Origin of the sequence: Salipiger mucosus DSM 16094, from assembly GCF_000442255.1 — a bacterium.
GTDB classification, from domain to species: domain Bacteria; phylum Pseudomonadota; class Alphaproteobacteria; order Rhodobacterales; family Rhodobacteraceae; genus Salipiger; species Salipiger mucosus.
The window spans coordinates 240,877-264,428 of record NZ_KE557276.1 but is presented as its reverse complement, the minus strand read 5'-3'; the positions used below and the strand labels follow the sequence as shown (position 1 = coordinate 264,428).

Annotated in this window: 27 protein-coding genes and 1 pseudogene; 19 read left to right on the top strand and 9 right to left on the bottom strand. The window is 69.1% G+C overall.

Translation table 11 applies throughout. The annotated features are described in order from the left end of the window. Positions 1 to 25 precede the first annotated feature (25 nt). Positions 26 to 1,232: pseudogene (locus tag SALMUC_RS13355) on the top strand (peptidoglycan DD-metalloendopeptidase family protein). 78 nt (positions 1,233 to 1,310) lie between these two features. Here SALMUC_RS13355 and SALMUC_RS13350 read toward each other — a convergent pair. Genes SALMUC_RS13350 through SALMUC_RS13335 form a run of 4 tightly spaced genes read right to left on the bottom strand, consistent with a single transcriptional unit; the run spans position 1,311 to position 3,798 of the window. Further along, positions 1,311 to 2,150: an ATP-binding protein gene (locus SALMUC_RS13350; protein ID WP_020040233.1), complete on the bottom strand. Its 840-nt coding sequence runs from the start codon at positions 2,148 to 2,150 to the stop codon at positions 1,311 to 1,313. Continuing rightward, positions 2,147 to 3,085 carry a twin-arginine translocase subunit TatC gene (tatC, locus tag SALMUC_RS13345; RefSeq protein ID WP_020040234.1) on the bottom strand — a complete coding sequence of 313 codons (939 nt, stop codon included), beginning with the start codon at positions 3,083 to 3,085 and terminating at the stop codon, positions 2,147 to 2,149. The genes SALMUC_RS13350 and tatC overlap by 4 nt, the downstream gene beginning before the upstream one ends. After that, entirely contained in the window at positions 3,082 to 3,573 is a 492-nt protein-coding gene (gene tatB, locus SALMUC_RS13340) for a Sec-independent protein translocase protein TatB (RefSeq protein WP_020040235.1), read from the bottom strand. The genes tatC and tatB overlap by 4 nt, the downstream gene beginning before the upstream one ends. Before the next feature lie 6 nt (positions 3,574 to 3,579). Continuing rightward, positions 3,580 to 3,798, bottom strand: a complete 219-nt coding sequence (locus SALMUC_RS13335; RefSeq protein WP_020040236.1) for a twin-arginine translocase TatA/TatE family subunit — start codon at positions 3,796 to 3,798, stop codon at positions 3,580 to 3,582. 211 nt (positions 3,799 to 4,009) lie between these two features. Between SALMUC_RS13335 and SALMUC_RS13330 the strand changes: the two genes are divergently transcribed. Next, entirely contained in the window at positions 4,010 to 4,675 is a 666-nt protein-coding gene (locus tag SALMUC_RS13330) for a helix-turn-helix transcriptional regulator (protein ID WP_037371976.1), read from the top strand. A 109-nt stretch (positions 4,676 to 4,784) separates the two neighbouring features. Here the strand turns inward: SALMUC_RS13330 and SALMUC_RS13325 are convergent, their stop codons facing one another. Next, positions 4,785 to 5,357 (bottom strand): YceI family protein, encoded by a 573-nt coding sequence (locus SALMUC_RS13325; protein ID WP_020040238.1) that lies wholly within the window; start codon positions 5,355 to 5,357, stop codon positions 4,785 to 4,787. A gap of 111 nt (positions 5,358 to 5,468) precedes the next feature. After that, on the bottom strand, positions 5,469 to 5,723 hold the full coding sequence (locus SALMUC_RS13320; RefSeq protein ID WP_020040239.1) for a hypothetical protein: 255 nt from the start codon (positions 5,721 to 5,723) through the stop codon (positions 5,469 to 5,471). 236 nt (positions 5,724 to 5,959) lie between these two features. Here SALMUC_RS13320 and rpsF point away from each other — a divergent pair, with 236 nt between their 5' ends. The 4 genes from rpsF (at position 5,960) to SALMUC_RS28265 (ending at position 7,792) form a co-directional block, all read left to right on the top strand. Next, complete coding sequence (gene rpsF, locus SALMUC_RS13315; protein ID WP_020040240.1) at positions 5,960 to 6,313, top strand: 30S ribosomal protein S6; 354 nt, start codon at positions 5,960 to 5,962, stop codon at positions 6,311 to 6,313. A gap of 25 nt (positions 6,314 to 6,338) precedes the next feature. After that, positions 6,339 to 6,566, top strand: a complete 228-nt coding sequence (gene rpsR, locus SALMUC_RS13310; protein WP_020040241.1) for a 30S ribosomal protein S18 — start codon at positions 6,339 to 6,341, stop codon at positions 6,564 to 6,566. Between the two features lie 10 nt (positions 6,567 to 6,576). After that, positions 6,577 to 7,194: a 50S ribosomal protein L9 gene (gene rplI, locus SALMUC_RS13305; RefSeq protein WP_020040242.1), complete on the top strand. Its 618-nt coding sequence runs from the start codon at positions 6,577 to 6,579 to the stop codon at positions 7,192 to 7,194. 238 nt (positions 7,195 to 7,432) lie between these two features. After that, a complete protein-coding gene (locus SALMUC_RS28265; protein WP_281168851.1) occupies positions 7,433 to 7,792 on the top strand; it encodes a helix-turn-helix domain-containing protein in 360 nt (119 codons plus the stop codon). A gap of 79 nt (positions 7,793 to 7,871) precedes the next feature. Here SALMUC_RS28265 and tig read toward each other — a convergent pair whose 3' ends face one another. Then, positions 7,872 to 9,203, bottom strand: coding sequence for a trigger factor (tig, locus tag SALMUC_RS13295; protein WP_020040244.1), 1,332 nt, complete (start codon positions 9,201 to 9,203; stop codon positions 7,872 to 7,874). 278 nt (positions 9,204 to 9,481) lie between these two features. Between tig and SALMUC_RS13290 the strand changes: the two genes are divergently transcribed. From SALMUC_RS13290 to SALMUC_RS13275, 4 genes are all read left to right on the top strand, one after another. Continuing rightward, positions 9,482 to 10,195: a GntR family transcriptional regulator gene (locus SALMUC_RS13290; RefSeq protein WP_020040245.1), complete on the top strand. Its 714-nt coding sequence runs from the start codon at positions 9,482 to 9,484 to the stop codon at positions 10,193 to 10,195. Positions 10,196 to 10,312: 117 nt separating this feature from the next. Then, on the top strand, positions 10,313 to 10,975 hold the full coding sequence (locus SALMUC_RS13285) for an aspartate/glutamate racemase family protein (RefSeq protein WP_020040246.1): 663 nt from the start codon (positions 10,313 to 10,315) through the stop codon (positions 10,973 to 10,975). 16 nt (positions 10,976 to 10,991) lie between these two features. After that, positions 10,992 to 12,344, top strand: a complete 1,353-nt coding sequence (locus tag SALMUC_RS13280) for a dihydroorotase (protein ID WP_020040247.1) — start codon at positions 10,992 to 10,994, stop codon at positions 12,342 to 12,344. A 23-nt stretch (positions 12,345 to 12,367) separates the two neighbouring features. Then, complete coding sequence (locus SALMUC_RS13275) at positions 12,368 to 13,156, top strand: SDR family oxidoreductase (protein ID WP_020040248.1); 789 nt, start codon at positions 12,368 to 12,370, stop codon at positions 13,154 to 13,156. 60 nt (positions 13,157 to 13,216) lie between these two features. On the opposite strand, the gene SALMUC_RS13270 is transcribed toward SALMUC_RS13275, so the two are convergent. After that, the gene (locus SALMUC_RS13270) at positions 13,217 to 14,146 is read right to left on the bottom strand and encodes a dihydrodipicolinate synthase family protein (RefSeq protein WP_020040249.1); all 930 of its coding nucleotides are present in this window, start codon (positions 14,144 to 14,146) and stop codon (positions 13,217 to 13,219) included. A 198-nt stretch (positions 14,147 to 14,344) separates the two neighbouring features. On the opposite strand from SALMUC_RS13270, the gene SALMUC_RS13265 reads away from it, so the two are divergent. The 9 genes from SALMUC_RS13265 to SALMUC_RS13225 all read left to right on the top strand — a co-directional run bounded on the left by SALMUC_RS13265 (position 14,345) and on the right by SALMUC_RS13225 (position 22,969). Beyond that, on the top strand, positions 14,345 to 16,330 hold the full coding sequence (locus tag SALMUC_RS13265; protein WP_020040250.1) for an oxidoreductase: 1,986 nt from the start codon (positions 14,345 to 14,347) through the stop codon (positions 16,328 to 16,330). Between the two features lie 28 nt (positions 16,331 to 16,358). Beyond that, a complete protein-coding gene (locus SALMUC_RS13260) occupies positions 16,359 to 16,751 on the top strand; it encodes a hypothetical protein (protein ID WP_020040251.1) in 393 nt (130 codons plus the stop codon). 64 nt (positions 16,752 to 16,815) lie between these two features. Then, positions 16,816 to 17,658: a creatininase family protein gene (locus tag SALMUC_RS13255; RefSeq protein ID WP_020040252.1), complete on the top strand. Its 843-nt coding sequence runs from the start codon at positions 16,816 to 16,818 to the stop codon at positions 17,656 to 17,658. A 171-nt stretch (positions 17,659 to 17,829) separates the two neighbouring features. After that, positions 17,830 to 18,699: a substrate-binding periplasmic protein gene (locus tag SALMUC_RS13250; protein WP_020040253.1), complete on the top strand. Its 870-nt coding sequence runs from the start codon at positions 17,830 to 17,832 to the stop codon at positions 18,697 to 18,699. A 20-nt stretch (positions 18,700 to 18,719) separates the two neighbouring features. Then, positions 18,720 to 19,391: an amino acid ABC transporter permease gene (locus SALMUC_RS28260; protein WP_020040254.1), complete on the top strand. Its 672-nt coding sequence runs from the start codon at positions 18,720 to 18,722 to the stop codon at positions 19,389 to 19,391. Further along, positions 19,388 to 20,041, top strand: a complete 654-nt coding sequence (locus tag SALMUC_RS13240; RefSeq protein WP_020040255.1) for an amino acid ABC transporter permease — start codon at positions 19,388 to 19,390, stop codon at positions 20,039 to 20,041. Before SALMUC_RS28260 ends, SALMUC_RS13240 begins: the two co-directional genes overlap by 4 nt. A 13-nt stretch (positions 20,042 to 20,054) precedes the next feature. Next, positions 20,055 to 20,867, top strand: a complete 813-nt coding sequence (locus SALMUC_RS13235; RefSeq protein WP_020040256.1) for an amino acid ABC transporter ATP-binding protein — start codon at positions 20,055 to 20,057, stop codon at positions 20,865 to 20,867. A gap of 5 nt (positions 20,868 to 20,872) precedes the next feature. Beyond that, entirely contained in the window at positions 20,873 to 22,174 is a 1,302-nt protein-coding gene (locus SALMUC_RS13230; protein WP_020040257.1) for an NAD(P)/FAD-dependent oxidoreductase, read from the top strand. A 12-nt stretch (positions 22,175 to 22,186) separates the two neighbouring features. Then, positions 22,187 to 22,969: an amino acid ABC transporter ATP-binding protein gene (locus tag SALMUC_RS13225; protein WP_020040258.1), complete on the top strand. Its 783-nt coding sequence runs from the start codon at positions 22,187 to 22,189 to the stop codon at positions 22,967 to 22,969. A 3-nt stretch (positions 22,970 to 22,972) separates the two neighbouring features. Here SALMUC_RS13225 and SALMUC_RS30485 read toward each other — a convergent pair. Then, the coding region (locus SALMUC_RS30485) for an NAD(P)/FAD-dependent oxidoreductase (RefSeq protein ID WP_198014583.1) at positions 22,973 to 23,552 on the bottom strand (580 nt) is incomplete at its 5' end.

Below are 23,552 nucleotides of genomic sequence, written 5' to 3'. Positions count from 1 at the left end.
AAGGGGCGCATACGAGGATATCGAGATGGACCGCATTTCCCGCCACCGTTCCCGTCTGGTCGCACCGCTGGCCCTGCTTGCCGCGCTCGGGGCCTGCTCGGAACCGCTGGACTTCGACATGAGGGGCCGCATGGGCGGCCAGGTCGACACCAGCCAGGCGGCGCTCGGCGTGACCGCCGACCGCCCGGCGCCCGACAACCGTGGCATCATTTCCTACCCCGGCTACCAGGTCGCGGTGGCGCGGCGCGGCGACCGGCTTGCCGACGTGGCGACCCGCATCGGCCTGCCGGTGGGCGAGCTTGCGCGCTACAACGGCATGCAGCCTGACGACCAGCTGCGCGACGGCGAGATCGTCGCCCTGCCGCGCCGCGTCTCCGAGCCTTCGCCGGCCACCGGCGCAACCACGACTGGCCCCATCCGTCCGGCTGCCGAGGTCGACATCACGACGCTGGCCTCGAACGCCATCGACCGCGCGCCCGCCGACACCGGCACGGCCCCAGCCCGCGGCCGCATCGAGCGGCGTCGAGCCGGTCCGCCACCAGGTCAAGCGCGGCGAGACCGCCTATACCATCGCCCGGCTCTACGACGTGACGCCTCGCGCGCTGGCCGAATGGAACGGGCTCGGGCAGGACTTCTCGCTGCGCGAGGGCCAATACCTGCTGATCCCCGTGGTCCAGCGCGAGGAGGCATCCACCGCGCAGGACGACACGCCCGCCCCCGGCAGCGGATCGCCCACGCCGCAGCCGCCATCTTCCTCGGCACCCCTGCCGGAGGACGAGCCCTCGGCCGCCTCAAGCGCGGCCGCCGAGGCCGAGGCGGAATCCGAGCCGGTGGCGGACATCGGCCAGTCGCAGCCAGCGGCCCCGGCCCCGGCGGCCTCGAATGCCGCCATGGCCATGCCGGTGAGCGGCGCGATCATCCGCGAGTACTCGAAGGGCCGCAACGACGGCATCGACATCTCGGCCGACGCAGGCACCCCGGTGAAGGCCGCGGCCAGCGGCACGGTCGCGGCGATCACCAAGAATACCGAGAACGTGCAGATCCTCGTGATCCGTCACCCGGACGAGGTGCTCTCGGTCTATACCCACGTGGACCAGCTGAAGGTCTCCAAGGGGGACGCCGTCAGCCGCGGCCAGACCATCGGCGCGGTGCGCGCGGGCGATCCGGCCTTCCTGCACTTCGAGGTGCGCAAGGGCTTCGAGAGCGTCGACCCGTTGGGCTATCTCCAGTAAAAAATCGGCCCACGAAAATTTTTGGCCCGCGCGGATCCCGCGCGGGCCATTTTTTTCGGACGAAAGATCCCGGGATCATCAGACGCTGACGCCGCACCGTCCCGCGAGGTCCGTGAAATACTGCCATGCCACGCGGCCCGAGCGGGAGCCGCGCGTCGCCTGCCACTCGATCGCCTCGGCGCGCATGGTCTCGTCGTCGATCTCGACCCCGTGCGCCGCGCAGTAGCCTCGGATCATGTCCAGGTACTCGTCCTGGCTGCAGGGGTGGAACCCGAGCCAGAGCCCGAAGCGATCAGAGAGCGAGACCTTCTCCTCGACCGACTCCGAGGGGTTGATGGCCGAAGAACGCTCGTTCTCGATCATGTCGCGCGGCATGAGGTGGCGCCGGTTGGACGTGGCATAGAACACCACGTTGTCCGGGCGTCCCTCGACACCGCCGTCCAGCACGGCCTTGAGGCTCTTGTAGTGCTGGTCGTCATGGCTGAACGACAGGTCATCGCAGAAGAGCACGAAGCGCTTGTCCGAGCCGCGCAGCAGCGACAGCAGCCGGCCCACGCTCGGCAGATCCTCGCGCTGCAGCTCCACGAGTTTCAGGTCGTGCCCCTCGGCGCGAACCTCGGCATGCACCGCCTTGATCACGCTCGACTTGCCCATGCCGCGCGCGCCCCAGAGCAGCGCGTTGTTGGCCGGCAGGCCGCGGGCGAACTGCATGGTGTTCTGCATAAGCGTGTCGCGCGTGCGGTCGATGCCGAGCAGCAGGTCGAGCTCGACCCGGTTCACCTCCGGCACCGGCACCAGCCGGTCGGGCTCGACGTGCCAGACAAAGGCCTCGGCCTCGTCGAGGTCGGGCCGGTCCAGCGGCGCCGGAGCGATACGCTCCAGCGCCGCCGCAATGCGGTCGAGTGTCATGTCGGTCACTTTCGGTCGTCCCCGTCGTCTTCGGGTTCGTCGTCAGCCTCGTCAGCCTCGTCCGCGTCGAACTCGTCCATCAGCGGATCGTTCTCGGTGTCGGGCTCTTCCTCGAACCAGAGGCCCTGGGCCTTCAGCTCTTCCTCGCGCTTGCGCTCCACGCGGCGCACCAGGAAGATCGAGATCTCGTAGAGGCCGTAGACCACCACGAAAAGGATCACCTGCGTGATGACGTCCGGCGGCGTCACCAGCGCGGCAAGCACGAGGATCGCCACGACGGCATACTTGCGCACGGCGCCCAGCCCCTCGGCCGAGACGAGCCCGGCCTTGCCCATGAGCGTCAGCAGGACCGGCAACTGGAAGCAGAGGCCGAAGGCGACGATGAACTTGATCGTGAGGTTGAGGTATTCCTGCGCCGAGCCCTGGAAGACCACCGACAGGCCCTGGTTGACCTCCTCGCCGGTCACCGCCTCGCCGCCGGAGCCGAACTGCTGGAAGCCCAGGAAGAAGTCGTAGGCCAGCGGCGTGACGACGTAGAAGGCAAAGCTCGCGCCCAGAAGGAACATGAAGGGCGAGGCCAGCAGGAACGGCAGGAAGGCACCCTTTTCCGAGCGGTAGAGCCCGGGCGCCACGAAACGCCACATCTGGTTGGCGATGTAGGGAAAGGCCAGCATGAAGCCGCCCAGGAACGAGATCTTGATCGCCACGAAGAAGCCTTCCTGCGGCGAGATGAAGATCAGGTCGCAGTCCTGACCGCGCTCGGCCAGAACCTGGCAGAGCGGCGCGGTCAGGAAGTTGAAAATCGGCGTGGCGACGCCGAAGCAGATCACCATGCCGATGACGAAGGCCACGACGGAATGGATGAGCCGCGTGCGCAGCTCCGCGAGGTGCTCGATCAGCGGGGCGGCGCTGTCCTCGATCTCGTCCTGGTCGGCGTGGCTCATGCCTGGTCGTCCTTCTTAAGCCCGGCCTCGAGGTCGTCGGCCTTGCGCGCGGCCTCTTCGGCGCGTTTCGCGGCCGCCTCGGCCTCGCGCTTCTGGCGATCTGCCGCGGCGCGTGCGGTGCCCGCCTCGATCTTGCGCTTCTGCTCGGCGCGCTCGGCCTTTTCGGCCTCCTCGGCGCCGGGATCCTTCTTGAGGCCCTCGTCCTTCGACCCGGGCGTCGGATCGGTCATCCGCCGCGCGGCGTCCTTGACCCCGTCCATCGCAGAGCCGAGCGGGTTGGTCGCGCTCTTGAAGGTATTGGCCGCGTCACGCATGCCGCTGTCGTCGGCGGCCTCGTTCATGGCGCGCGAGAACTCGCGCGCCATGCCGCGGGCCTTGCCGACGAAGCGGCCGACGTTGCGGAAGAGCACCGGCAGGTCCTTCGGCCCGACGACGATCAACGCCACCACGCCAATGACCAGAAGCTCGGTCCAGCCGAGGTCCAACATGGGCGTTTACACCTTGTCCTTCTCGTTCTCGGGGGTGACGTCGCGGGCCTCTTCGGCCTTTTCGTCATCCTCGAGTTCCTTGCTTCCGTCGCTCACGCCCTTCTTGAAGGCGGTGATCCCCTTGCCGACCTCGCCCATGAGGCTCGAGATCTTGCCACGACCGAACAGCACCAGCACCACCACGGCAATGAGCAGAAGGCCCGGAAGGCCGATATTGTTGAGCATCGTCTCTCTCCTGTCTGGCGGGCGGCGCCCGGCTGCACCCGCGAAATCCGTTCCCGTTGTCTAGTGAAAATCGCGCCCCCGCGAAAGCGCCAATGCCGCGACTGCGAGGGCGTGGACGGGACATTTCGGCACAGCAAATGTCAGCAGGTTGTCAGTTGTCAGGATTTTGTCAGTATGTGGCCCGAGGCAACGGCCAATGGAGGCGAATCGGGTGAAACGCGGGGACCGTCTCTACGCGCTGATGCAGCGGCTCAAGGACGGCAAGCTGCACACGGCCGAGGCACTGGCGCAGGACCTCGGCGTCTCGGTGCGCACGATCTACCGGGACATGGAGACGCTGGCCGCTTCGGGCGTGCCGGTCGAGGGGGCGCGCGGCTACGGCTACAGCGCGCGGGCGACGATCACCCTGCCGCCGCTGAACCTCACCGAGACCGAGTTGGAGGTTCTGCACCTGGGGCTTGCCGCCGTGGGCGCGGGTGGCATGCCCGAGCTTTCGGAAGCGGCGCGCGCGCTTTCGGCCAAGATCGACGCGGTGCTGCCCGAGGATGCGGGCGCGGCGAGCGGGCAGTTCGGCTTTGCCACCTATCCCTTCAAGGAGGCGGCGCAGGGGTTCCGCTTCATGCCGGCCTTTCGGGCCGCGATCCGCTCGCGCCAGAAGCTGCGGGTGACGATCGAGGGCCATGACGCACCGCAGGACGTTCGGCCGCTGCACATGGATTACTGGGGACGGATCTGGACCTGCGTGGTCTGGAACGAGACCGCGGGCGATTTCGAGACCTTCCGCATCGACCGCGTCACCGACCTGCGGCCCCTGCCCGGTCTTTTCGTGGACGAGCCGGGCAAGCGGCTGGCGGATTTCCGGGCGCGGGAGGCGTGAAGCGCGCGACCCGCGCGGCACGCCGTAGCCGATGGCGGGTTTGCGTATTTGGAACAAGAAGAAGCATGGGAGCGGCGCGCCCGCCCGCAGGGGGCGCGCCGGGGCCGGATCACTCGGCGGGCATCGCCTCGACCGAGATCTCGACCTCGACCTCGTCGCTGACGTAGGGCGCGAAGGCGCCGACGTTGTAATCAGAGCGCACCAGCGTGGTGGTGGCCGAGAAGCCCAGCCAGGGCTTGTTCTCCATCGGGTGCTCGCCGGCCTGGTTCAGCTGGGTGTCGAGCACGACCTCGTTTGTCACGCCGTTGAGCGTCAGGTCGCCGGTGATGAGCGCGGTGTCCTCGCCGGTCACCTCGATGCCGGTGGAGGTGAAGGTCACCATCTCGTCGTCGGCGGCGTCGAAGAAGTCCTCGCTCATGAAGTGCTCGAAGCGCGCTTCCCAGCCGGTCATCATCGAGCGCACGGGGAAGGAGACCTCGACCGAGGACTCGGCCGGCGCGTCCTCGTTCCAGGCGATCTCGCCCTCGAAGCCCGAGAACATGCCGTAGCCGGTCGAGAAGCCGAGGTGGTTGTAGGAGAACACGATCTGGCTGTGGCTCGAGTCCAGCACGTAGGTTTCCGCATCCGCGAGGGCGGCGACGGGGGCGAGCGCGAGGGCGCCGGCGAAGAGGATGGGTTTCATGTCGGAGAACTCCGTTTGCGTGTTGCAGATGCCCGGAAGGTCGGGTCATTTCCGCACCGCGGCAACTGGCGTTGGCCACACAGAGTCTGTTGAGAAACGAACAGGTCCTGTTCAGTCGAGCGCGCCGCGCCCGCCCATGATGCAAAAGAGGCCCGAGGTCAGCAGGAATGCCGAGAGGCCCAGCTTCATCAGCATGAGCGCGGGCGCGGTCGAGGAGCCCGGCAGCACCCAGAGCGTCGGCGTCGCCAGCAGCAGCGCCCAGCCGGAGACCGTCAGCCCCTGGCGGAGCAGGAGGCCCGCGGCGTCGGTGGGCTGCGGGCTGCGGGCGGGATGCCCGGAAAGGGCGGTATCGCGGTGACCAGTCATCTGAAACCTTTTGTTAACCTTACTGGCATCGTGCAGCGGAACTGGGCGGGATTGCGGCGCGCAGGTGAAACTTGGCGGGCGTCTCGGCGGCAGGCCGCGCCCCCTTGATCCTGTGCCCGAGACGTGTATAGAGCGGCATCCCTCCGCGAGATCACATGAACCGCGCAGTCTCTCGTGGGCAGGAGCGGACGGGACGCCTGCCCTATGAAATGCGCCTCGATAGAAATGGAGTGCACATGCCGCTTTACGAGCATGTTTTCATCGCGCGTCAGGACCTGTCCAACGCGCAGGCCGAGGGCCTCGTCGAACATTTCAGCTCGGTGCTCTCGGACAACGGCGGCAAGGTCGTCGAATCCGAGTACTGGGGCGTCAAGACGATGGCCTACAAGATCAACAAGAACCGCAAGGGCCACTATGCCTTCCTCCGGACGGACAGCCCCGCGACCGCCGTGCAGGAGATGGAGCGCCTGATGCGCCTGCACGACGACGTGATGCGCGTCATGACCATCAAGGTCGACGAGCACGACGAGGGTCCGTCGATCCAGATGCAGAAGAAAGACGAGCGCGACAACCGTCGCGGCCGCAACTGATCACCTGAAGAAGAGGACATAACCAATGGCTGCAAAACCGTTTTTCCGCCGCCGCAAGGTCTGCCCCTTCTCGGGCGACAATGCACCCAAGATCGACTACAAGGACACCAAGCTGCTGCAGCGCTACATCTCCGAGCGCGGCAAGATCGTGCCCTCGCGCATCACCGCCGTGTCCTCCAAGAAGCAGCGTGAGCTGGCCCGCGCCATCAAGCGCGCCCGCTTCCTCGCCCTGCTCCCCTACGCCGTGAAGTGAGGAGACAACCATGCAAGTGATCCTTCTGGAACGCGTGGCCAAGCTGGGCCAGATGGGCGACGTCGTCGACGTCAAGCCCGGCTACGCACGCAACTACCTGCTGCTTCAGGGCAAGGCGCTGACCGCCTCGAAAGAGAACATCTCGCAGTTCGAAGCGCAGAAGGCGCAGCTCGAGGCGCGCAACCTCGAGAGCCGCAAGGAAGCCGAAGCCCTGGGCGAGAAGCTCGACGGCCAGCAGTTCGTCGTGATTCGCCAGGCATCGGACGGCGGCAACCTCTACGGGTCTGTCACCACGCGTGACGCGGCCGATACCGCGAGCGAGGCCGGCTACTCGGTCGACCGCAAGCAGGTCATCATCCGCACGCCGATCAAGGAGCTCGGCCTGCACGAGGTCGAGGTGCACCTGCACCCCGAGGTCATGGTCACCATCGAGCTCAACGTCGCCCGCTCGCCCGAAGAGGCCGAGCTGCAGGCCTCGGGCAAGTCCATCCAGGAACTTGCCGCCGAAGAGGAAGCACAGGCCGAGTTCGAGATCTCGGAACTCTTCGACGATATCGGCGGAGCCACCTCGGACGACGACCAGTCCTCCGAGCCGGCTGCCGAGACCGAGGAGGCCGAGCGGGACTGATCCCCTCTCGGACCACGGACAGACACGACAGGGCGCCGCACGGATCACCGTGCGGCGCTTTTTCATGCATTTTCATGCGCGATCATTGCGCCGGGGAAGCGACAAGCCCCGCACCAAAGCAAAATCGTTGCGAATATTCCGACAGTTAATCTACCGTTCTAGTTGAACTTGCACTTCCGCAACAAAACCTGTTTTCAATCGTTGTTCATCCAGTTTCACCAGTGTCCGGGGACGAGTCGTGAGTATCGAAGAAAATATCGGCCAGCGCGTTCGGCGCGTTCGTGAGGGCGCCGGCATGAGCCGCGCGCAACTGTCGGCCCGCATCGGGGTCGGGCCGCAGCAGTTGCAGAAGTACGAGATCGGGCTGAACCGCGTGCCCGCATCGCGGCTCTGGTCCATCGGCGAGGCGCTGGACTGCCCGCTGCAGGCTTTTTTCCCCGCCTCGGGCGTCCCCATTCCGCAGGATCACACGCATTCCGAGATCACGCCGCAGGAGGCGCGCACCCTCGTGTCGCTCTACGAGCGCCTTAGCGAGGAAGAGCGCACCTCGATCCTGGGCCTGCTGCAGGCCATGGCCAGCCAGACCGAGCCCGACTGACCGCGGGAGCCCTCTTCCGAAAACGCAAACGGCCGCCCCGAGGGGCGGCCGTCGACGTTTTGGCGCATGAAGCGCGGGATCACTCGTCGTCGAGTTCTTCCACGGCCTTCTGCAGCTCTTCGCGGGTGATTTCCTTCTCGGTCACCTCGGCGTTCTCGGTGATCTGGTCGATCACCTTGTCCTCGAAGATCGGCGCGCGCAGCTGCTGCTGCATCTGCGGGTTCTGGCGCACGAAGTCAAAGAACTGGCGTTCCTGGCCGGGGTACTGGCGCGCCTGCGCCATGATCGCCTGGGTCATCTCGGCGTCGGTCACCTCGATCTCGGACTTCTGGCCGAGGTCGGCCAGCAGCAGGCCAAGGCGCACGCGGCGCTCGGCAAGCTTCTGGTGCTCCTCGGTGGGCTCGATCTCGCCGTGGTCGTGGCCGTGATCCTCGGGGTGCTCCTCGTGGTAGAGCTGGTGCGCGATCTGCTTGGCCTCGGCCTCGACGAGGCTCGGCGGCAGATCGAAGCTGACCATCTCGTCGAGCGCGTCAAGCACGGCACGCTTCATCACCTGGCGCGCGGCGCCGGCGTATTCCGACTCGAGGCGCTCGCGGATCTGGGTCTTGAGCGCGTCGAGATCCTCGGCGCCGTACTTGGTCGCCAGCTCGTCGTCGATCTCGGCCTTGGCAGGCGCCTTGACGGCCTTGACGGTCACGTCGAACTCGGCGGCCTTGCCTGCCAGGTTCTCGGCGCCGTATTCCTCGGGGAAGTTCACCTCGACGGTCTTCTCGTCGCCGACCTTCACGCCAACCAGCTGCTCTTCGAAGCCGGGGATGAAGGAATCCGAGCCCAGCACCAGCGGGTAGTCCTCGGCCGAGCCGCCCTCGAAGGCCTCGCCGTCGACCTTGCCGACGAAGTCGATGGTCACCTGGTCGCCGTTCTCGGCGGCGGCACCCTCTTCGCGGTCCTCGAAGTTCTGCGCGTTCTCGGCGAGCGAGGTCAGCGCCTCGTCGACGGCCGCGTCGTCGGCCTTGACCACGAGCTTTTCGACGGAAATCTTGCTCGCGTCGATCTCCGGCACCTCGGGGAGCTTTTCATAGCTCATCTGGACTTCGACGTCGTCGCCCTCTTTCCAGTCCTCGTTGGTCATCTTGACCTCGGGCTGCTGGGCCGGACGGTCGCCGGTATCCTCGAAGTGCTGGTTCATCGCGCCGTCGATGGTTTCCTGCATCGACTCGCCCAGCAGGCGCTGGCCGAACTGCTTCTTGAGCAGCGCCATCGGCACCTTGCCCTTGCGGAAGCCCTTCATCTCGACTTCGGGCTGCGCTTCCTTGAGCTTCTCGTTGACCTTCGCGTCCAGCTCGTCGGCCGTGACGGTGATCGCGTAGCTGCGCTTGAGACCGTCGTTCTGCGTCTCGGTGACCTGCATGCCATTCCCCATGTCTTCATCGGGGCGCGGAATGGCCCCGGCTTGCGAATTTGCGGTCTTCTATGCGTCCGCGCGCCCCCGTGCAAGGTGCTTTCGGCCCCTTTGGAAGCGCGACTGCCGCCTCCGGGCGGCAGGCCGCGCAGAGCCCCGAACGCCCCACATCGCTGGCGACTGCCTGCCCCGCGCCCGCCCTGCCGCGGCGTTCTGCATCGTGGCGGTTGATCGGCCTGTGCCTATGATATATCAGAATATATACCTATTGCACCCGGGAGTAGCACTTGGACGCCGCGACACGCAATGCTCCGGATACCGGCGCGAAGAAGCAGAAGAAACCCTCGCTGACCGAAACCGTCTATGCCCAGCTGCGGCGCGAGATTCTGACCTGCGAGCTGAAACCCGGCGCCGACCTCTCCGAGGCCGACCTTGCCGCGCGGTTCGAGGTTTCCAAGACACCGGTGCGCGAGGCACTCGCGGCGCTGCGCCTGGACGGGCTGATCCGCACCTTCCCGCGCCGGGGCTACCAGGTGGCGGCAATCACCTTCGGCGACATGAACGAGCTTTTCGACGTCCGCACGATCCTCGAGTCGGGCGCGGCCGAGCTGGCCACCAGCCGGATCACCGAGGCCGAGCTTGCCGATCTCGCCGAGCTGGCCGAAGGCACCTACGATGCCTCCGCGCAGACCGCGCTGGCCGAGTTCGTCGGCAAGAACCGCAGCTTTCACCTGGCCATCGCCCGCGCCTCGCGCAACGAGCGGCTCTACACCATGCTGGAACGCCAGATCGACGAGCTCGAACGCTTCTTCTATCTCGGCGCGACGCTACGCGACGTGAACTCCGAGACCAACGAGGAGCACAAGGAGATCGTCGAGGTCCTGGCCAGCCGCGACCCTGCCCGCGCGCGCGAGATCATGATCCGCCACAACGACGCGACACGGCAGGGTCTGATGACGACGCTGGCGAACAGCCCGAACTTCGGATCGGTCTCGCTCTAGGCAGCCCCCGGGAAAAGGCCGCGCAACGGCCGGAAAACCCGGGCACGGGCTTGCATGGCTTCGTGATATATCTCAAACTATATTAATCGACATAACAACTCGTATCAGCGTGCCCCCATGACCCGTATCTACGTCCTGAACCCGAACAGCTCGACCGATGTCACCGACAGCATGGAGCAGTCGGCGGCGCTGGTCGCTCCGGGGCTGGCCGCGGAGCTGGTCTTCGGCACGCTCGACGGCGCCCCCGCGGGCATCGAGAGCCAGGCCGACGTCGAGGCGGTCGTGCATCCGCTGGTCGCACGGCTCGAGGCGGAGCCGGCCGACGCCCATGTGATCGGATGCTTCTCGGATCCCGGCCTTCACCTCGCGCGCGAGCGGCTGGCGGGCCCCGTGGTGGGCATCGCCGAGGCCGCCTACGGCGAGGCCCTGCTCATGGGCGGTCGCTTCGGCGTGGTCTCCATCGTGCAGGCCTCCATCGGGCGGCACCGCCGCGCAGTGCGTGCCCTGGGCTACGAGAGCTTTCTTGCCGGGGACCGCTCGCTCGACATGGGCGTTGCGGCGATGGCCGACGCCGAGCGGGCGGTGGCGCGCATCTGCGAGGTCGGCACCGCGCTGCGCGACCGCGACGGCGCCGAGTGCCTGGTGCTGGGCTGCGCCTCGATGGGCATCTACCGGCCCGAGATCGAGTCGCGCCTCGGCCTGCCGGTGATCGACCCGGTGCAGGCCGCCGTGCTGCGCGGCGCCGCGCTGGTCGCCCTGCGCTACCCCCGTTTCTCCTGACAGACCGAGAGGCCGCATGACCCATGATCTCCTGATGTGCGGGGCCGTCGTGACCCCGTCGGGCATCCTCGACGACGGCTGGGTGGCCGTGACCGGCGAGCATATCTCCGCCGTGGGCCAAGGCCCACGCCCCGACGCAAAGCGCGTGATCGACGCGGGCACCGACTGGGTGATCCCCGGCATCGTCGATGGCCAGACCCACGCGACCAGCTACCGAGGCCTGCCGGGCTTTGCCGAGACCTCGCAGTCGGCGCTGGCGGGGGGCATCACGACCATGGTCGACATGCCCTACGACAACCCCGATCCGCTCAACACCATGGCGCGGCTCGAGGCCAAGGTCGCCGCGGTCGAGGCCCATTCGCATTGCGACGTGGCGCTCTACGGCACCGTGGCGCCGGGCCAGGGCACCGACGAGATGGCGCCGCTCGCCAAGGCGGGCGTCTGCGCCTTCAAGCTGTCGCTGATCGAGAGTCACCCGGTGCGCTTCCCGCGCATTCCCGCCGACGAGATCATGTCGATCCTCTCGGCCTCGGTCCCGACCGGACTGCCGGTGGGGCTTCACAACGAGGACCAGGAGATCGTGCAGGCGATGATCGCGCGGCACCGCGAAGCCGGGCAGATCACGCCGGAGTTCCACGAACCCTCGCGCCCCGAGGTCGCCGAGCTGACCGCCACCGCGCAGTTCATGGAGCTGGGCGCGGCCACCGGAGCGCATGTGCACATCGTGCACCTCTCCTCCTCCCGCGGTTTCGAGATCGTCGCCGAGCATGCCGCGCGCGGCGTGCGGGCCACCGGCGAGCTTTGCGTGCACTACCTGCACTTCGACGCCGCCCGCGACGTCGATCGGCTGGGCGCGCGGATGAAGGTCTCTCCGCCGATCCGCTCCGGCGCGATCGAGGGGCTCTGGGAAGCCTGCGAAGCGGGCCGAGTCACCTTCATCTCCTCGGACCATTCGAGTTGGCCCATCGACAACAAGCTGGTGCCCTCGATCTTCGACGCGGGCGCGGGCATCCCCGGTCTCGAGACGCTGGGGCCGTCGTTCTACACCGACGCCGCCGCGCGCTACGGCGCGCGCGAGGCCGTGATGCGGCTGGCAGAGACGCTCTGCCGGGCGCCGGCGGACTTCTTCGGGATCGCGCCGCGCAAGGGCGCGATCGTGCCGGGCGCCGACGCGGACCTCGCGGTGCTCAAGCGGGGGCCCGCGCCCTTCGATGCCTCCACCACGCGCGACGGGCTGAACTGGAGCCCCTACGACGGCGAAACCTTCGACGTCTCGGTGAGCACGACCGTGCGCCGGGGCGAAATCGCCTGGGACGGGACCGAGATCCTGTCGCGGGCGGGCAGCGGCGCCTTCATCGCGCGCCACTGAACGGACCTGGAAAGAGGACGGACATGGATCTTGGACTGAACGGAAAACGCGCGCTCGTGCTCGCCTCCTCGCGGGGGCTGGGCCTGGGCATCGCCGAGGCGCTGGTCGCCGAGGGCGCGCATGTGCTTCTGACGGGTCGCGACGCGACCCGGCTCGAGGAGGCCGCCGCGCGGCTCACCGAGGGCGGACCGGGCCGCGCCGATTTCGCGGTGGCGGACCTCGCGGCGCCGGACGCGGTGGCGCAGCTGCAGGCTGCGGCAACGGACAAGCTGGGCGGCGTCGACATCCTGGTGAACAACACCGGCGGCCCGCCGCCTGGCCCGATCACCGAGACCTCGTCCGAGGCCTGGGTCTCCAGCTTCTCGACCATGGTCGAGCGCGTCATCGGGATCACCAACGCGCTGCTGCCGGCCATGCGCGCGCAGGGCTGGGGCCGCGTGCTGACGCTGACCTCGTCGGGCGTCGAACAGCCGATTCCCAACCTCGGCATGTCGAACACGCTGCGCGCCGCGTTGCTGGGCTGGTCCAAGACGACGGCCTCGGAAGTCGCGGGCGACGGGGTGACCTGCAACGTGCTGCTGCCCGGCCGCATCCACACCGCCCGTGTCGACGATCTCGACGCCGCGGCGGCCAAGCGGCAGGGCAAGTCGGCCGAGGAGGTCGCCGCCGCCTCGCGCGCGAGCATCCCGACGGGCCGTTACGGCAAGGTCGAGGAATTCGCCTCGGTCGCGGCCTTTCTCGTGAGCGAGAAGGCCAGCTACGTCACGGGCGCCAAGGTCCGCTGCGACGGCGGGATGATCCGCTCCATCTGACCAAGTGCGCCGCCTCCGGCTCGCGGGGGCGGCGCCTGCACAGGGTCGGGTCCTCGCGGCTCACTCCGCCAGTTCGGCAAGCCGCCGGTCGAGCCGCCCAAGCGTGCGGTCGAGCTCGGCCATGTCCTCGGCATCCAGCTTCGGCCCCGGGCGCCGCACGAAGGGCGAGGCGATGGCGCCCCGACGGAACAGCACCTGCTTGCGGAAGGCGAGACCAAGGCCGGGCTGCGTCTCCAGCCGGATGAGCGGCAGGTGCGCGTCGAACACGTCCTCGACCGCGTCGCGATTGCCCGCGGTCATGCCCTCGACCACCTGGACCAGCATCTCGGGATAGGCGTACCCCGTCATCGCCCCGTCGGCGCCGCGCGCCATCTCCTGCGGCAGGAAGAGCCCGCCGTTGCCGACGAGAATCGACACATGGGGCGCGCGGCCCTCGGCCTCGAGCGCGCGCAGGCGGCCCAGCTTGGCGAGACCCGGCCAGTCCTCGTGCTTGAGCATGACGATCTGCGGATGCGCGGCGAAGATCCGCACGAGGCAATCGACCGAGAACTGCACCCCCAGCGCCAGCGGAAAGTCCTGCAGCACGACCGGCACGTCGGGGCCCAGCGTCTCGCAGACCAGCGCGTAGTAGGCCTCGATCTGCTGGTCGGTGCGCAGGTTCGGCGTGGGCGCCACCATGACGCCCGCCGCACCGCGCTCCATCGCCTGTTTCGCCAACGCCCCCAGCGCCACGATGCCGGGTGCCGAGACGCCCACCACCACCGGCACCCGCCCCGCGACCACGCGCAGGACCGTGTCGAGGAAGGCAAGGCTTTCTTCCGGAGTCAGCTTGGCCGCCTCGCCCATCATGCCCAGGACCGTCAGGCCCGAGGCGCCCTTCTCGAGGTAGAACTCGGTCAGCCGCGCCGCGCTCTCGAGGTCGAGCGAACCGTCCTCGGCAAAGGGCGTGGCGGAAATCACGAAGACGCCGCGCGTCCGGGTGTCGATCATCTGTCCTGTCTCCATTGCTTGGCCGGGCCGCGCGGGCGGTCTGGCCTGTCGTCCGGGGTCTCTTGCCCAAAAACCGGTCGTTTGCGCGTGACGCGGCAAAACCTGCGGCTTCGGGTCTGGACATACCCTAAAGGATATTCTTGATATATCACAACACATACCATTTCGCCCCAAGCCGGGCGGAGACGGAGAGCCTGCATGAAGGACGACCTGCACAGCGATGTGGCAGAGGGTGGCGGCGCCTTCGTCCACCTGTTCGAGCCGATCACGATCAACGGCTGCCGGATCCGCAACCGCATCGTGATGACGGGCCACGGCACCGGCATGCCCACCGACGGCACGCCCAACGACCGGATGGTCGCCTATTACGCCGAGCGCGCGCGCGGCGAGGTCGGGCTCATCATGCTGGGCACGCAGCAGGTGCACCCCTCCTCGCCGGGCATCACCGGGCTGCTCACCAATTACGACGACCGCATCGTGCCCGGCCTCGCCCGCGTGGCCCGCGCCGTGCAGGCCGAAGGCGGGCGCATCTTCGGTTACCTCGGGCACATGGGCATGGCCACCTCGGCCCGGCCTGTGGCGCTGTGGTCGGCCTCGGCGGACTACGAGCAGAAGTACGGCGAAGTCGCCCACGCCATGACCGCGGGCGAGATCGCCGAGCTGGTCGCGGCCTTCGCGGCGGCCGCACGGCGCAACCTCGAGGCCGGGCTCGACGGGATCGAGGTGCATTGCGGCCACGGGCTGCTGCTGAACCAGTTCCTCTCGCCGCTCACCAACCACCGCACAGACGCCTACGGCGGCTCGGTCGAGAACCGGACCCGTTTCCCCCGCGAGGTGCTCGCGGCCGTGCGCGCCGAGATCGGGCCGGACGTTCCGCTTGGCATCCGCGTCTCGGGCGACGAGCTGATCCCGGGCGGTCTCACCGCCGAGGACATGGCCGTGATCTGCCCGATGCTGGTGGAGGCCGGCGCGCTCGACTATCTCGACGTGAGTGCGGGCAGCGACGGCGACCTTGTCTCGAACATGCTGCACGAGCCGCCGATGGGGCTGCCGCCGGCGCCCTTCGCCTCGCTCGCAGGACGCATCCGGTCCGCCTGCCCCGGCACCGCCGTGCTGCACGCGACCCGCATCCACACCGCAGCCGAGGCCGAGGCCCTGCTGGCACGGGGCGACGCGGACATGGCGGGTATGGTGCGCCCGCTCATCGCCGACCCGCACCTGCCCGCCAAGGCGCGGCGCGGCGGGACGGACCGCGTGACGCCCTGCGTCGCCTGCGAGCAGGCCTGCTTCGGCCGGCTCTACCGCGGGCGCCACATCTCCTGCGTCGGCAATCCCACGACGGGGCGTGAAGAACGCTGGCACGCGCTGCCGCCCATCGAGCGAGCCCGGCGCGTGAGTGTCATCGGCGCCGGGCCGTCGGGCATGGAGGCCGCCCGCGTCGCCGCGCTGCGCGGCCATGATGTCACGCTCTACGACGAGCACGAGTGCCTCGGAGGCCGCATGAACGTGGCCCGCCTGCCCGAGGGCCGCGCCGAGTGGGGCCGGATGATCGACCACAAGGCCGCGGAGATCGAACGGCTCGGCGTCACCCTGAGGCTTGGCGCCCGCGCGAGTGCCGCGCGCATCGCCGAGGCCGCGCCTGACGTCGTGCTGCTGGCCTGCGGCGCGCGGCCCGGCACCCTGCGCACGCCCGGGGCCGAGGCGGCGCCGATCCTGACCGTCGACGAGGCGGTGCAGGATCCCGCGCGCTGCGGCGCGCGCGTTCTGGTCATCGACAACATGAATCGCACGCCGGGCATGGCCGCGGCGATCCACCTCGCGCGGCTCGGGCGCAACGTCGACCTCAGCACGCAGGGCCTGCACGCGGGCCACAACCTGGTAATCCAGAACCTGACCTATTTCTGGAAACAGGCGGCCGAGCTGGGCGTGACCTTCCTCCCCGCGACGCGGCCCGCTCGCTTCGACGGCGGACGCGTCACGCTGGAGAACGTCTTCAGCCGCCAGCCCATGCCCCTGCGCAGCTACGACAGCATCGTGCTGGCCGACCCCGGCCTTCCCCGCGACACCCTGCGCGCACCGCTCGAGGCGGCGGGCCTCACGGTCCGGGCCATCGGCGACTGCTACGCCCCGCGCGACATCGAGGCCGCCTTCCTCGACGGCTACGAGGCCGCGCTCGCGCTTTGACATAACCGCAATGCAAAGGACCAGCCCCATGACGCAGGCCACCGGAACACAGGCCCTCGAAGACACCATCCAGTGGGCGCGGCAGGAAGACGTGCCGCTGACCTGGGTGCACGAGGGCAAGGAATTCTCGCACCGCCTCATCACCAAGAACCAGAACGGCTGCTCGTTCTCGTTCCACATCACCACCTACATGCCGCATTTCGACGTCATGGTCGAAGGCAAGGGCGAGAACCAGGTCGTGCTCTACTGCCTGCACGGCTGGTCGCGCCAGATCGTCGAGGCCACAGGCGAGGAACGCATCTTCCGCCAGGGCGACGCGATGTACCTGCCCAGGACCTACCGTTACCGTCACATCATCGGCGAAGCCGGCCTCGTGGTCGCCGTCTGTTCGAATCCGTCGAAGGAACACGGCGACATGTGACGGTGCGCGCCGGGCCGTTCCATCCCTTGCGGTCCGGCGCCCCTTTTCCCGAAAGGCCCCGCCCATGCTTCACTCCTGGCAGGATCTGACCCGCGCCGAACTCGCCCGCCTGGGCGCCGAGGGCGCGCTGGTCGTGGTGCCCACCGGCGCGACCGAACAGCACGGCGACCACCTCCCGGTGGACACCGACACGCGGCTCGCCGCCGCCATCGCCCGGCGTGCCGCCGAGCGCGCCGCCGGCGCGGTGGTCGTGGCGCCCCCGGTCGCCGCCGGCTTCTCGCCGCATCACGCGGCCTGGGCGGGCACCCTCTCGCTGCGGCTCGAGACCTACCTCGCGCTGCTGGGCGATCTCGCGCGCTCGGTGCTGGGGGCAGGGTTTCGGCGCATGCTCTTCGTCAACGGGCACGGTGGCAACACGGCCCCGCTGCGCTCTCTCGTCGGGCAGATGGTGACCGACGGCCATGCGGTCGGAATGATCGACTACTTCGCGCCTTCAGAGGCCGACTGGGTGCCGCTCCTGCGCGGCGCCCTGCCCCGCGTCGGCCATGCCTGCGAGATGGAGACGTCGCTGAGCATGGCGCTGGCCACACCCGACAAGGCGGCTGCCATCGCCCGGGCGATCCGGGATCTGCCGTCGCGCTGCACCCAGCCCTGGATGGCCGAGGCCGGCGACGCCGACCCGATCACCGCGGCCGGAGCGGGCTGGCCGCCGATCTTCCAGCCCGGTGACTGCGGCTACTACGGCGACCCTGCCACCGCGACCGCCGAGACCGGCGACGCGATCCTCGCGGTGGTCACCGAAGGGCTGGCAGGGTTCTTCGACGCCTTCGCCAACGCGAATCTGCGTGTCGGCACCCGGGGCGGGCTCGCGCCGCAAGCGGCAGGGTCATCGGCCGACAGGCACTGATCTGTGCAAAAATCCATCACGCAGCACATCACCCGTGTTTTCGTGATATATCACTAATAATTTTAAATTGATATCAGCCCGGGAAGCCGCTTCGCTGAAGGCGTCCGGCGCAGCAACGACCCGGACGCGCAAGAACGAGACCCGCAACCAAGAGTCCAACCGGAGACCGCAATGACCCTTTCCATCCGCAAGACCGCCACCGCCTTCGCGGCCGCGCTCGCCCTTCTTGCCCCGCTGGGTGCGGCGCAGGCGCAGGGCATCGACCTCGACAGCCTCGAGGTCAGCCTCGACTACCCGGATCCCTGGCCGCTGGAGAACCTCATCGAAGAGGGCAAGCTGATCATCGCGACCACCGGCAAGACCCAGAAGGAAACCTTCATCGGCGACGACGGCACGCTGCAGGGCGCGCGCATCGACCTCTGGACCAAGCTGGCCGAGGACCTCGGCCTCGAGCCCGAGTTCGTGCGCGTCGACTGGTCCGGCGTCATGCCCGGCCTTGCCGCCAACCGCTTCGACATGGGCTGCGAGGGCGCGAGCTGGAACAACGACCGTCTCACCTCGCCCGACTTCTTCCTGACCCGACCGGTCAAGGTCGCGATCGACGTGGCCGTGGTGAAGAAAGACAGCGGCATCGAAAGCCTCGACGACCTGGCCGACGCCAAGCTCGGCGGCGTGAAGGGCGAGATGGAGCTTCAGCACCTGCTCTCGACCGCCGGCCAGGACGAGACCGACGCGCTGGCCCTGCCCGGCGTGACCGAGGCGCGCCTTGCACTGCTCAACGGCCAGATCGAGGCCTACGGCACCGGCATCCATGCCGCGAGCGCGCTGCTCGACGGGCCGGACGGCGACCAGTTCAAGATCCTGCCGCAACCCACCGCCGTGGGCGTGGGCGGCTTCTGCGTCAACGCGCGCGAGCCCGACCTGCTGACCGCCGTGAACTTCCTGATGGCCAAGTACCGCACCGACGGCACGATCAAGGCGCTCAACGAGAAGTGGGACCTGCCCGACACCTCCGAGATGCTCTCGGTCGTGGGCTACTGATCGAAGGGCGCGCCTGACCGATGGACTTCGACCTGTCGATCTGGGCCGTCCGCGGCCCCTACATCCTGCAGGGGCTGTGGCTGACGCTGGCGCTGGTGGCGGGGGTTCTCGCCATCAGCACGCCGCTGGCGCTGGCGGTCGGGCTTGCCCTCGAAGCGCGCAGCCGCTGGCTGCGCGCCCCGGCCACGGTGCTGAGCTGGATGGTGCGCGGCGTGCCGCCGCTCATCATCCTTTTCATCGCCTACTACGTCCTGCCCATCGTGCTGGACCTGCGGCTTGAATCGCTGACCGCCGCCATCGCGGGCTTTGTCGTCTACAACACCTTCATCCTCGGCGAGGTGGTCAGCGCGGGCCTGCGCGCCGTGCCCAAGGGCCAGCACGAGGCCATCGCAGCCGCGGGCCTGCCCATGACCCGGTCGCTGCGGCGGATCGTGCTGCCGCAGGCCATGCCGTCGATCATCCCGCCCTACGTCTCCTACTCGATGGACATGGTGAAGGGCACGGCGCTGGCCGGGGCCATCGGCGTGACCGAGCTCGTCACCCGCGCCAACCAGGCCATCGTCGCCACCAACCGCCCCTTCGAGATCCTTCTCGGCGTCGCGATCATCTACGGCGTCATCGACGCCATGCTGATCGCCGTGCAGATGTGGTCCGAGCGGCGCTGGGACCACCAGGGACACGTCTCGCCATGAATTTCGACCCGACGCTCATCGAGAACGCACTGCCGAGCCTGCTCTACGGGGTCCGCACGACGATCTGGCTCTTCCTCGCCATCATGGGCCTGTGCACGCCGCTGGCACTGCTGGTCGCGCTGGCGCGCGTCTCGCGGGTCCGTGGCCTGCGCCGCGCCGCCGCGACCTACGTCAACGTGATCCGCGCGCTGCCGCTGCTGGTGATCCTCTACTTCACCTTCTACGGGCTGCCCTCGCTCGGCGTCTTCGTCTCGCCCTTCACGGCGGCGCTGGTCGGCCTAACCGTCGTCACCACCGCCTACCTTGCCGAGGACCTGCGCTCGGGCCTCATGGCGGTGCCGCGCGGCCAGTTCGAGGCCGCCGATGCACTGGGCCTGCCGACCTGGCGTTTCGTGTGGCGCGTGCTGGTGCCGCAGGCGCTGCCGGTCATGTGCGGCCCCTACTTCACCCGCGCCATCGTCACCGTGAAGGCCACCTCGATCGCCTCGCTTGTCGCGGTGAGCGAGCTGACCGCCCAGAGCATGGCCAAGGTGACCGAGACCTACCGCTCGGTCGAATTCCTGGCCTTCGCGGCCGTGGTCTACCTGCTGCTGACCTCGCTGATGGCGATCCTGCAGTCCCGCGTGCAGCGCCGCGTGACCCTGCCGTGACGGAGCCCCCGAGATGAAAGACACCTGCATGACCGCCAACCCCGCCACGCCTGCGCGCGCCCACGACCGCCCGATGCTGGAACTCGTGAACCTGCGCAAATCCTTCGGCAACAAGACCGTGCTGCACGGCGTCGACCTGAAGGTGCCCGCCGGTCAGGTCGTCTCGATCATCGGCGCCTCGGGCTCGGGCAAGTCGACGCTGCTGCGCTGCGTGAACCACCTCGAGACGCCCGACGCGGGCAGCGCCGTGCTGATCGACGGCCAGCGCATCGGCGGCCCCGACCCCGCGCGCGTCTCGCGGCGCGACCTGCGGCGCAGGCGCGTCGAGATCGGCATGGTCTTCCAGCACTTCAACCTCTTCCCCAACATGACCGCGCTCGAAAACGTCATGGAGGCGCCGCTGGCCCACCGCCGCGGCACCCGGGCCGAGATCCGCGACATGGCCGCGGGGCTGCTCGACCGCGTGGGGCTCGCCGACCGGATGGACCACCACCCCGGCAAGCTCTCCGGCGGGCAGCAGCAGCGCGTCGCCATCGCCCGCGCGCTGGCGATGACGCCCAAGCTGATGCTCTTCGACGAGGTGACCTCGGCGCTCGACCCCGAACTGGTCGACGACGTGCTGCAGGTGATGCGCCAGCTGGCCGAGGAGGGCATGACCATGCTGGTCGTCACCCACGAGATGGCCTTCGCCGAGGACGTGGGCGACCGGGTGATCTTCATGGCCGACGGCGCCATCCACGAGGACGGCACGCCCGCCGAGGTGCTGCGCAACCCGCAGCAGGCGCGCACGCGCTCCTTCCTCGGCCGCGCCATGCGGGCACGCTGACCGTCATGGTCGCGGAAACCTTCGACCGCTCGCTCTGGTCGGCGATCACGCCGCCGGGGCCCGACCTGCCCTCGCTGAGGGGCGAGGTCACGGCGGACATCGTTCTGGTGGGCGCGGGCTATCTCGGCATGACCACGGCGCTGACGCTGGCCGCCGAGGGGCTCACCGTCGCGCTGGTCGAGGCGCGGGAACCCGGCTGGGGCGCCTCCGGGCGCAATACCGGTTTCGTCGTGCCGACGCTGAAGAAGGCGCTGTCTCCGGCCAACGTGCGCGCCGCCTTCGGACCCCGCCGGGGCGAGGCCTTTTCGCGCATGATCGGCGGCTCTGGCACCAGGCTCTTCGAGCTTGCCCGAGAGCAGGGGATCGAGGGCGCGGAACAGACCGGCTGGCTGCAGCCGGCCCATTCCGGCGCCGCGATGGCGGCCAATGCCGCGCAGGTCGCGGAATGGCAGGCCCTGGGCTTCGACGTGCGGCAACTGGGCCGCGAGGACGTCGCGGCGCGCACCGGCATGGACGGCTACCACGGCGCCATGCTGATCCCGACCGGCGGGCAGCTGAACCCGCTGGCCTATGCACGCGGCCTGGCGCGGGCCTGCCAGCAGGCCGGTGTCCGGCTCTTCGCGGCCTCACCCGTCACCGGCATCGCCCGCGACGGCCTGGGCTGGCGGGTCAGCACCCCCGGCGGCAGCGTCAGCGCGCCTCGGGCGGTGCTGACCACCAACGCGCTGGTCGGCAGGCTCTGCCCCGCGGTCGATCGCGCGGTCATCCCGACGCGCAGCTTCCAGATCGCCACGCAACGCTTCGGCGCCGAGACGCAGGCCCGAGTCCTGCCGGCGCGCAGCCCCGTCGCCGACACCCGGCGTCACCTCTTCGCCGCGCGCTGGTCGCCCGACGGGCGCATCGTCGGCGGCGGGCTGGTCCATCCCGGCCCCGGACGCCTCGCCCGCACCCGACGCCGGTTCGAGCAGCGCTTCGCCCGTTTCCTGCCGCAGCTCGGCCCGGTGCGGGCGGACTATGCCTGGACCGGCACCGTCGCCGTCACCCTCGACGCCCTGCCGCGCCTGCACCGGCTGGGCGACGGGCTCTGGGCTCCCATTGCCTGCAACGGCCGCGGCGTGGCACTGACCGGCGCCTTCGGCCACGAGCTGGGCCGCTTCCTCGCGGGACGCGTCACGGCCGAGGAGTTCGTCGTGCCCGTCACCACCCCCGAGCCGGTGCCGCTGCGCGCGCTGGCCACCCTAGCCCCCTATGCCTGGCTTCCCTGGAGCGAGTTTCGCGATAGGATCGAAGCCGAGCGTCCCTCCTGACGAAAGATCCCCATGTTCGACACCGCCCCCGACGCGCCGCTCCTTGAAATCCGCGGCATCGAGAAGACCCTCGGCGAACAGCACGTCCTGCGCGGCATGGACTTCACCGTCCGCCGCGGCGAGGTGCTGGCCATCATCGGCGCCTCCGGCTCTGGCAAGTCGACCCTGCTGCGCTGCCTCAACCTGCTGATCCGGCCCGACAACGGCCGCATCTACTGGCAGGGCGCCGAGGTCGGCTGGCACCAACGCGGCGACAAGCGCCTGCCGATGGCCGAGCGCGAGCTTCTGCCCTTCCGCACCCGGCTGGGCATGGTCTTCCAGAGCTTCAACCTCTTTCCGCACATGTCGGCGCTGGAGAACGTCTGCGAGGCGCCGATGACGGTGCAGCACCGCGACAAGTCCGAGGTGCGCGCCGAGGCCGAGGCGCTGCTGGCCAAGGTGCGGCTGTCGCACCGGATGCACGCCTACCCGCACCAGATGTCCGGCGGCGAGCAGCAGCGCGTCGCCATTGCCCGCGCACTGGCCATGCGCCCCGAGGCGCTGCTCTTCGACGAGGTGACCTCGGCGCTCGACCCCGAGCTCAAGGCCGAGGTGCTGCGCGTCATGCGCGAGCTTGCCGAAGAAGGCATGACGATGATCTCGGTCAGCCACGAGATGGACTTCGTGCGCAACGTGGCCGACCGGGTGATCTTCATGCACGCGGGCCGCATCGCCGAACAGGGCGTGCCCGCCGAGGTCTTTGCCGATCCGCAAACGCCCGAGCTGCGCGCCTTTCTCGGGCGCGCCGGGGACTGACACTCAGAACCGCTGCGGCGAACAGGCCTCGAGCGCGGGCGCGTCGCCCGCGATCAGCGCCGCGACCTGCCGCGCGGTCGCGGGCGCGGTGGTGACGCCGAGATGCCCGTGGCCGAAGGCATGCACGATCCGCGACGAGGCCCGCGCGCGCCCGATGACCGGCAGGCTGTCGGGCGTGCTGGGCCGCTCGCCCATCCAGCGCTCGGGCTTACTCTCGGGCGCCATGTCGGGGAAGAGCCGCCGCCCGAGCCGTTCCAGCGCCTCGGTCCGGCGCCAGTTCGGCCGCGCACCGAAGCCCGCGAACTCGGCCGTGCCCGCAAAGCGCAGCCCGCCGCCGGTGGGCGCCGCGAGGATCTTTTCCGAGGGCGAGAAGACCGGCATGTCGATCGTCAAGCCCGGTTGCCGGAAGGTCGAGGAATAGCCGCGCTCGGCCTGGAGCGGCACCCGATCGCCCGCGTCGCTGGCCAGCGCCGCCGAACGCGCGCCGCAGGCCAGCACCACCGCCTGCGCCGGCACCCGTTCGCCGCCCTCCAGCAGCACGGCCGGCCCGCCCGGCTCGAGCCCGGTCACCCGCGCGCGCCGC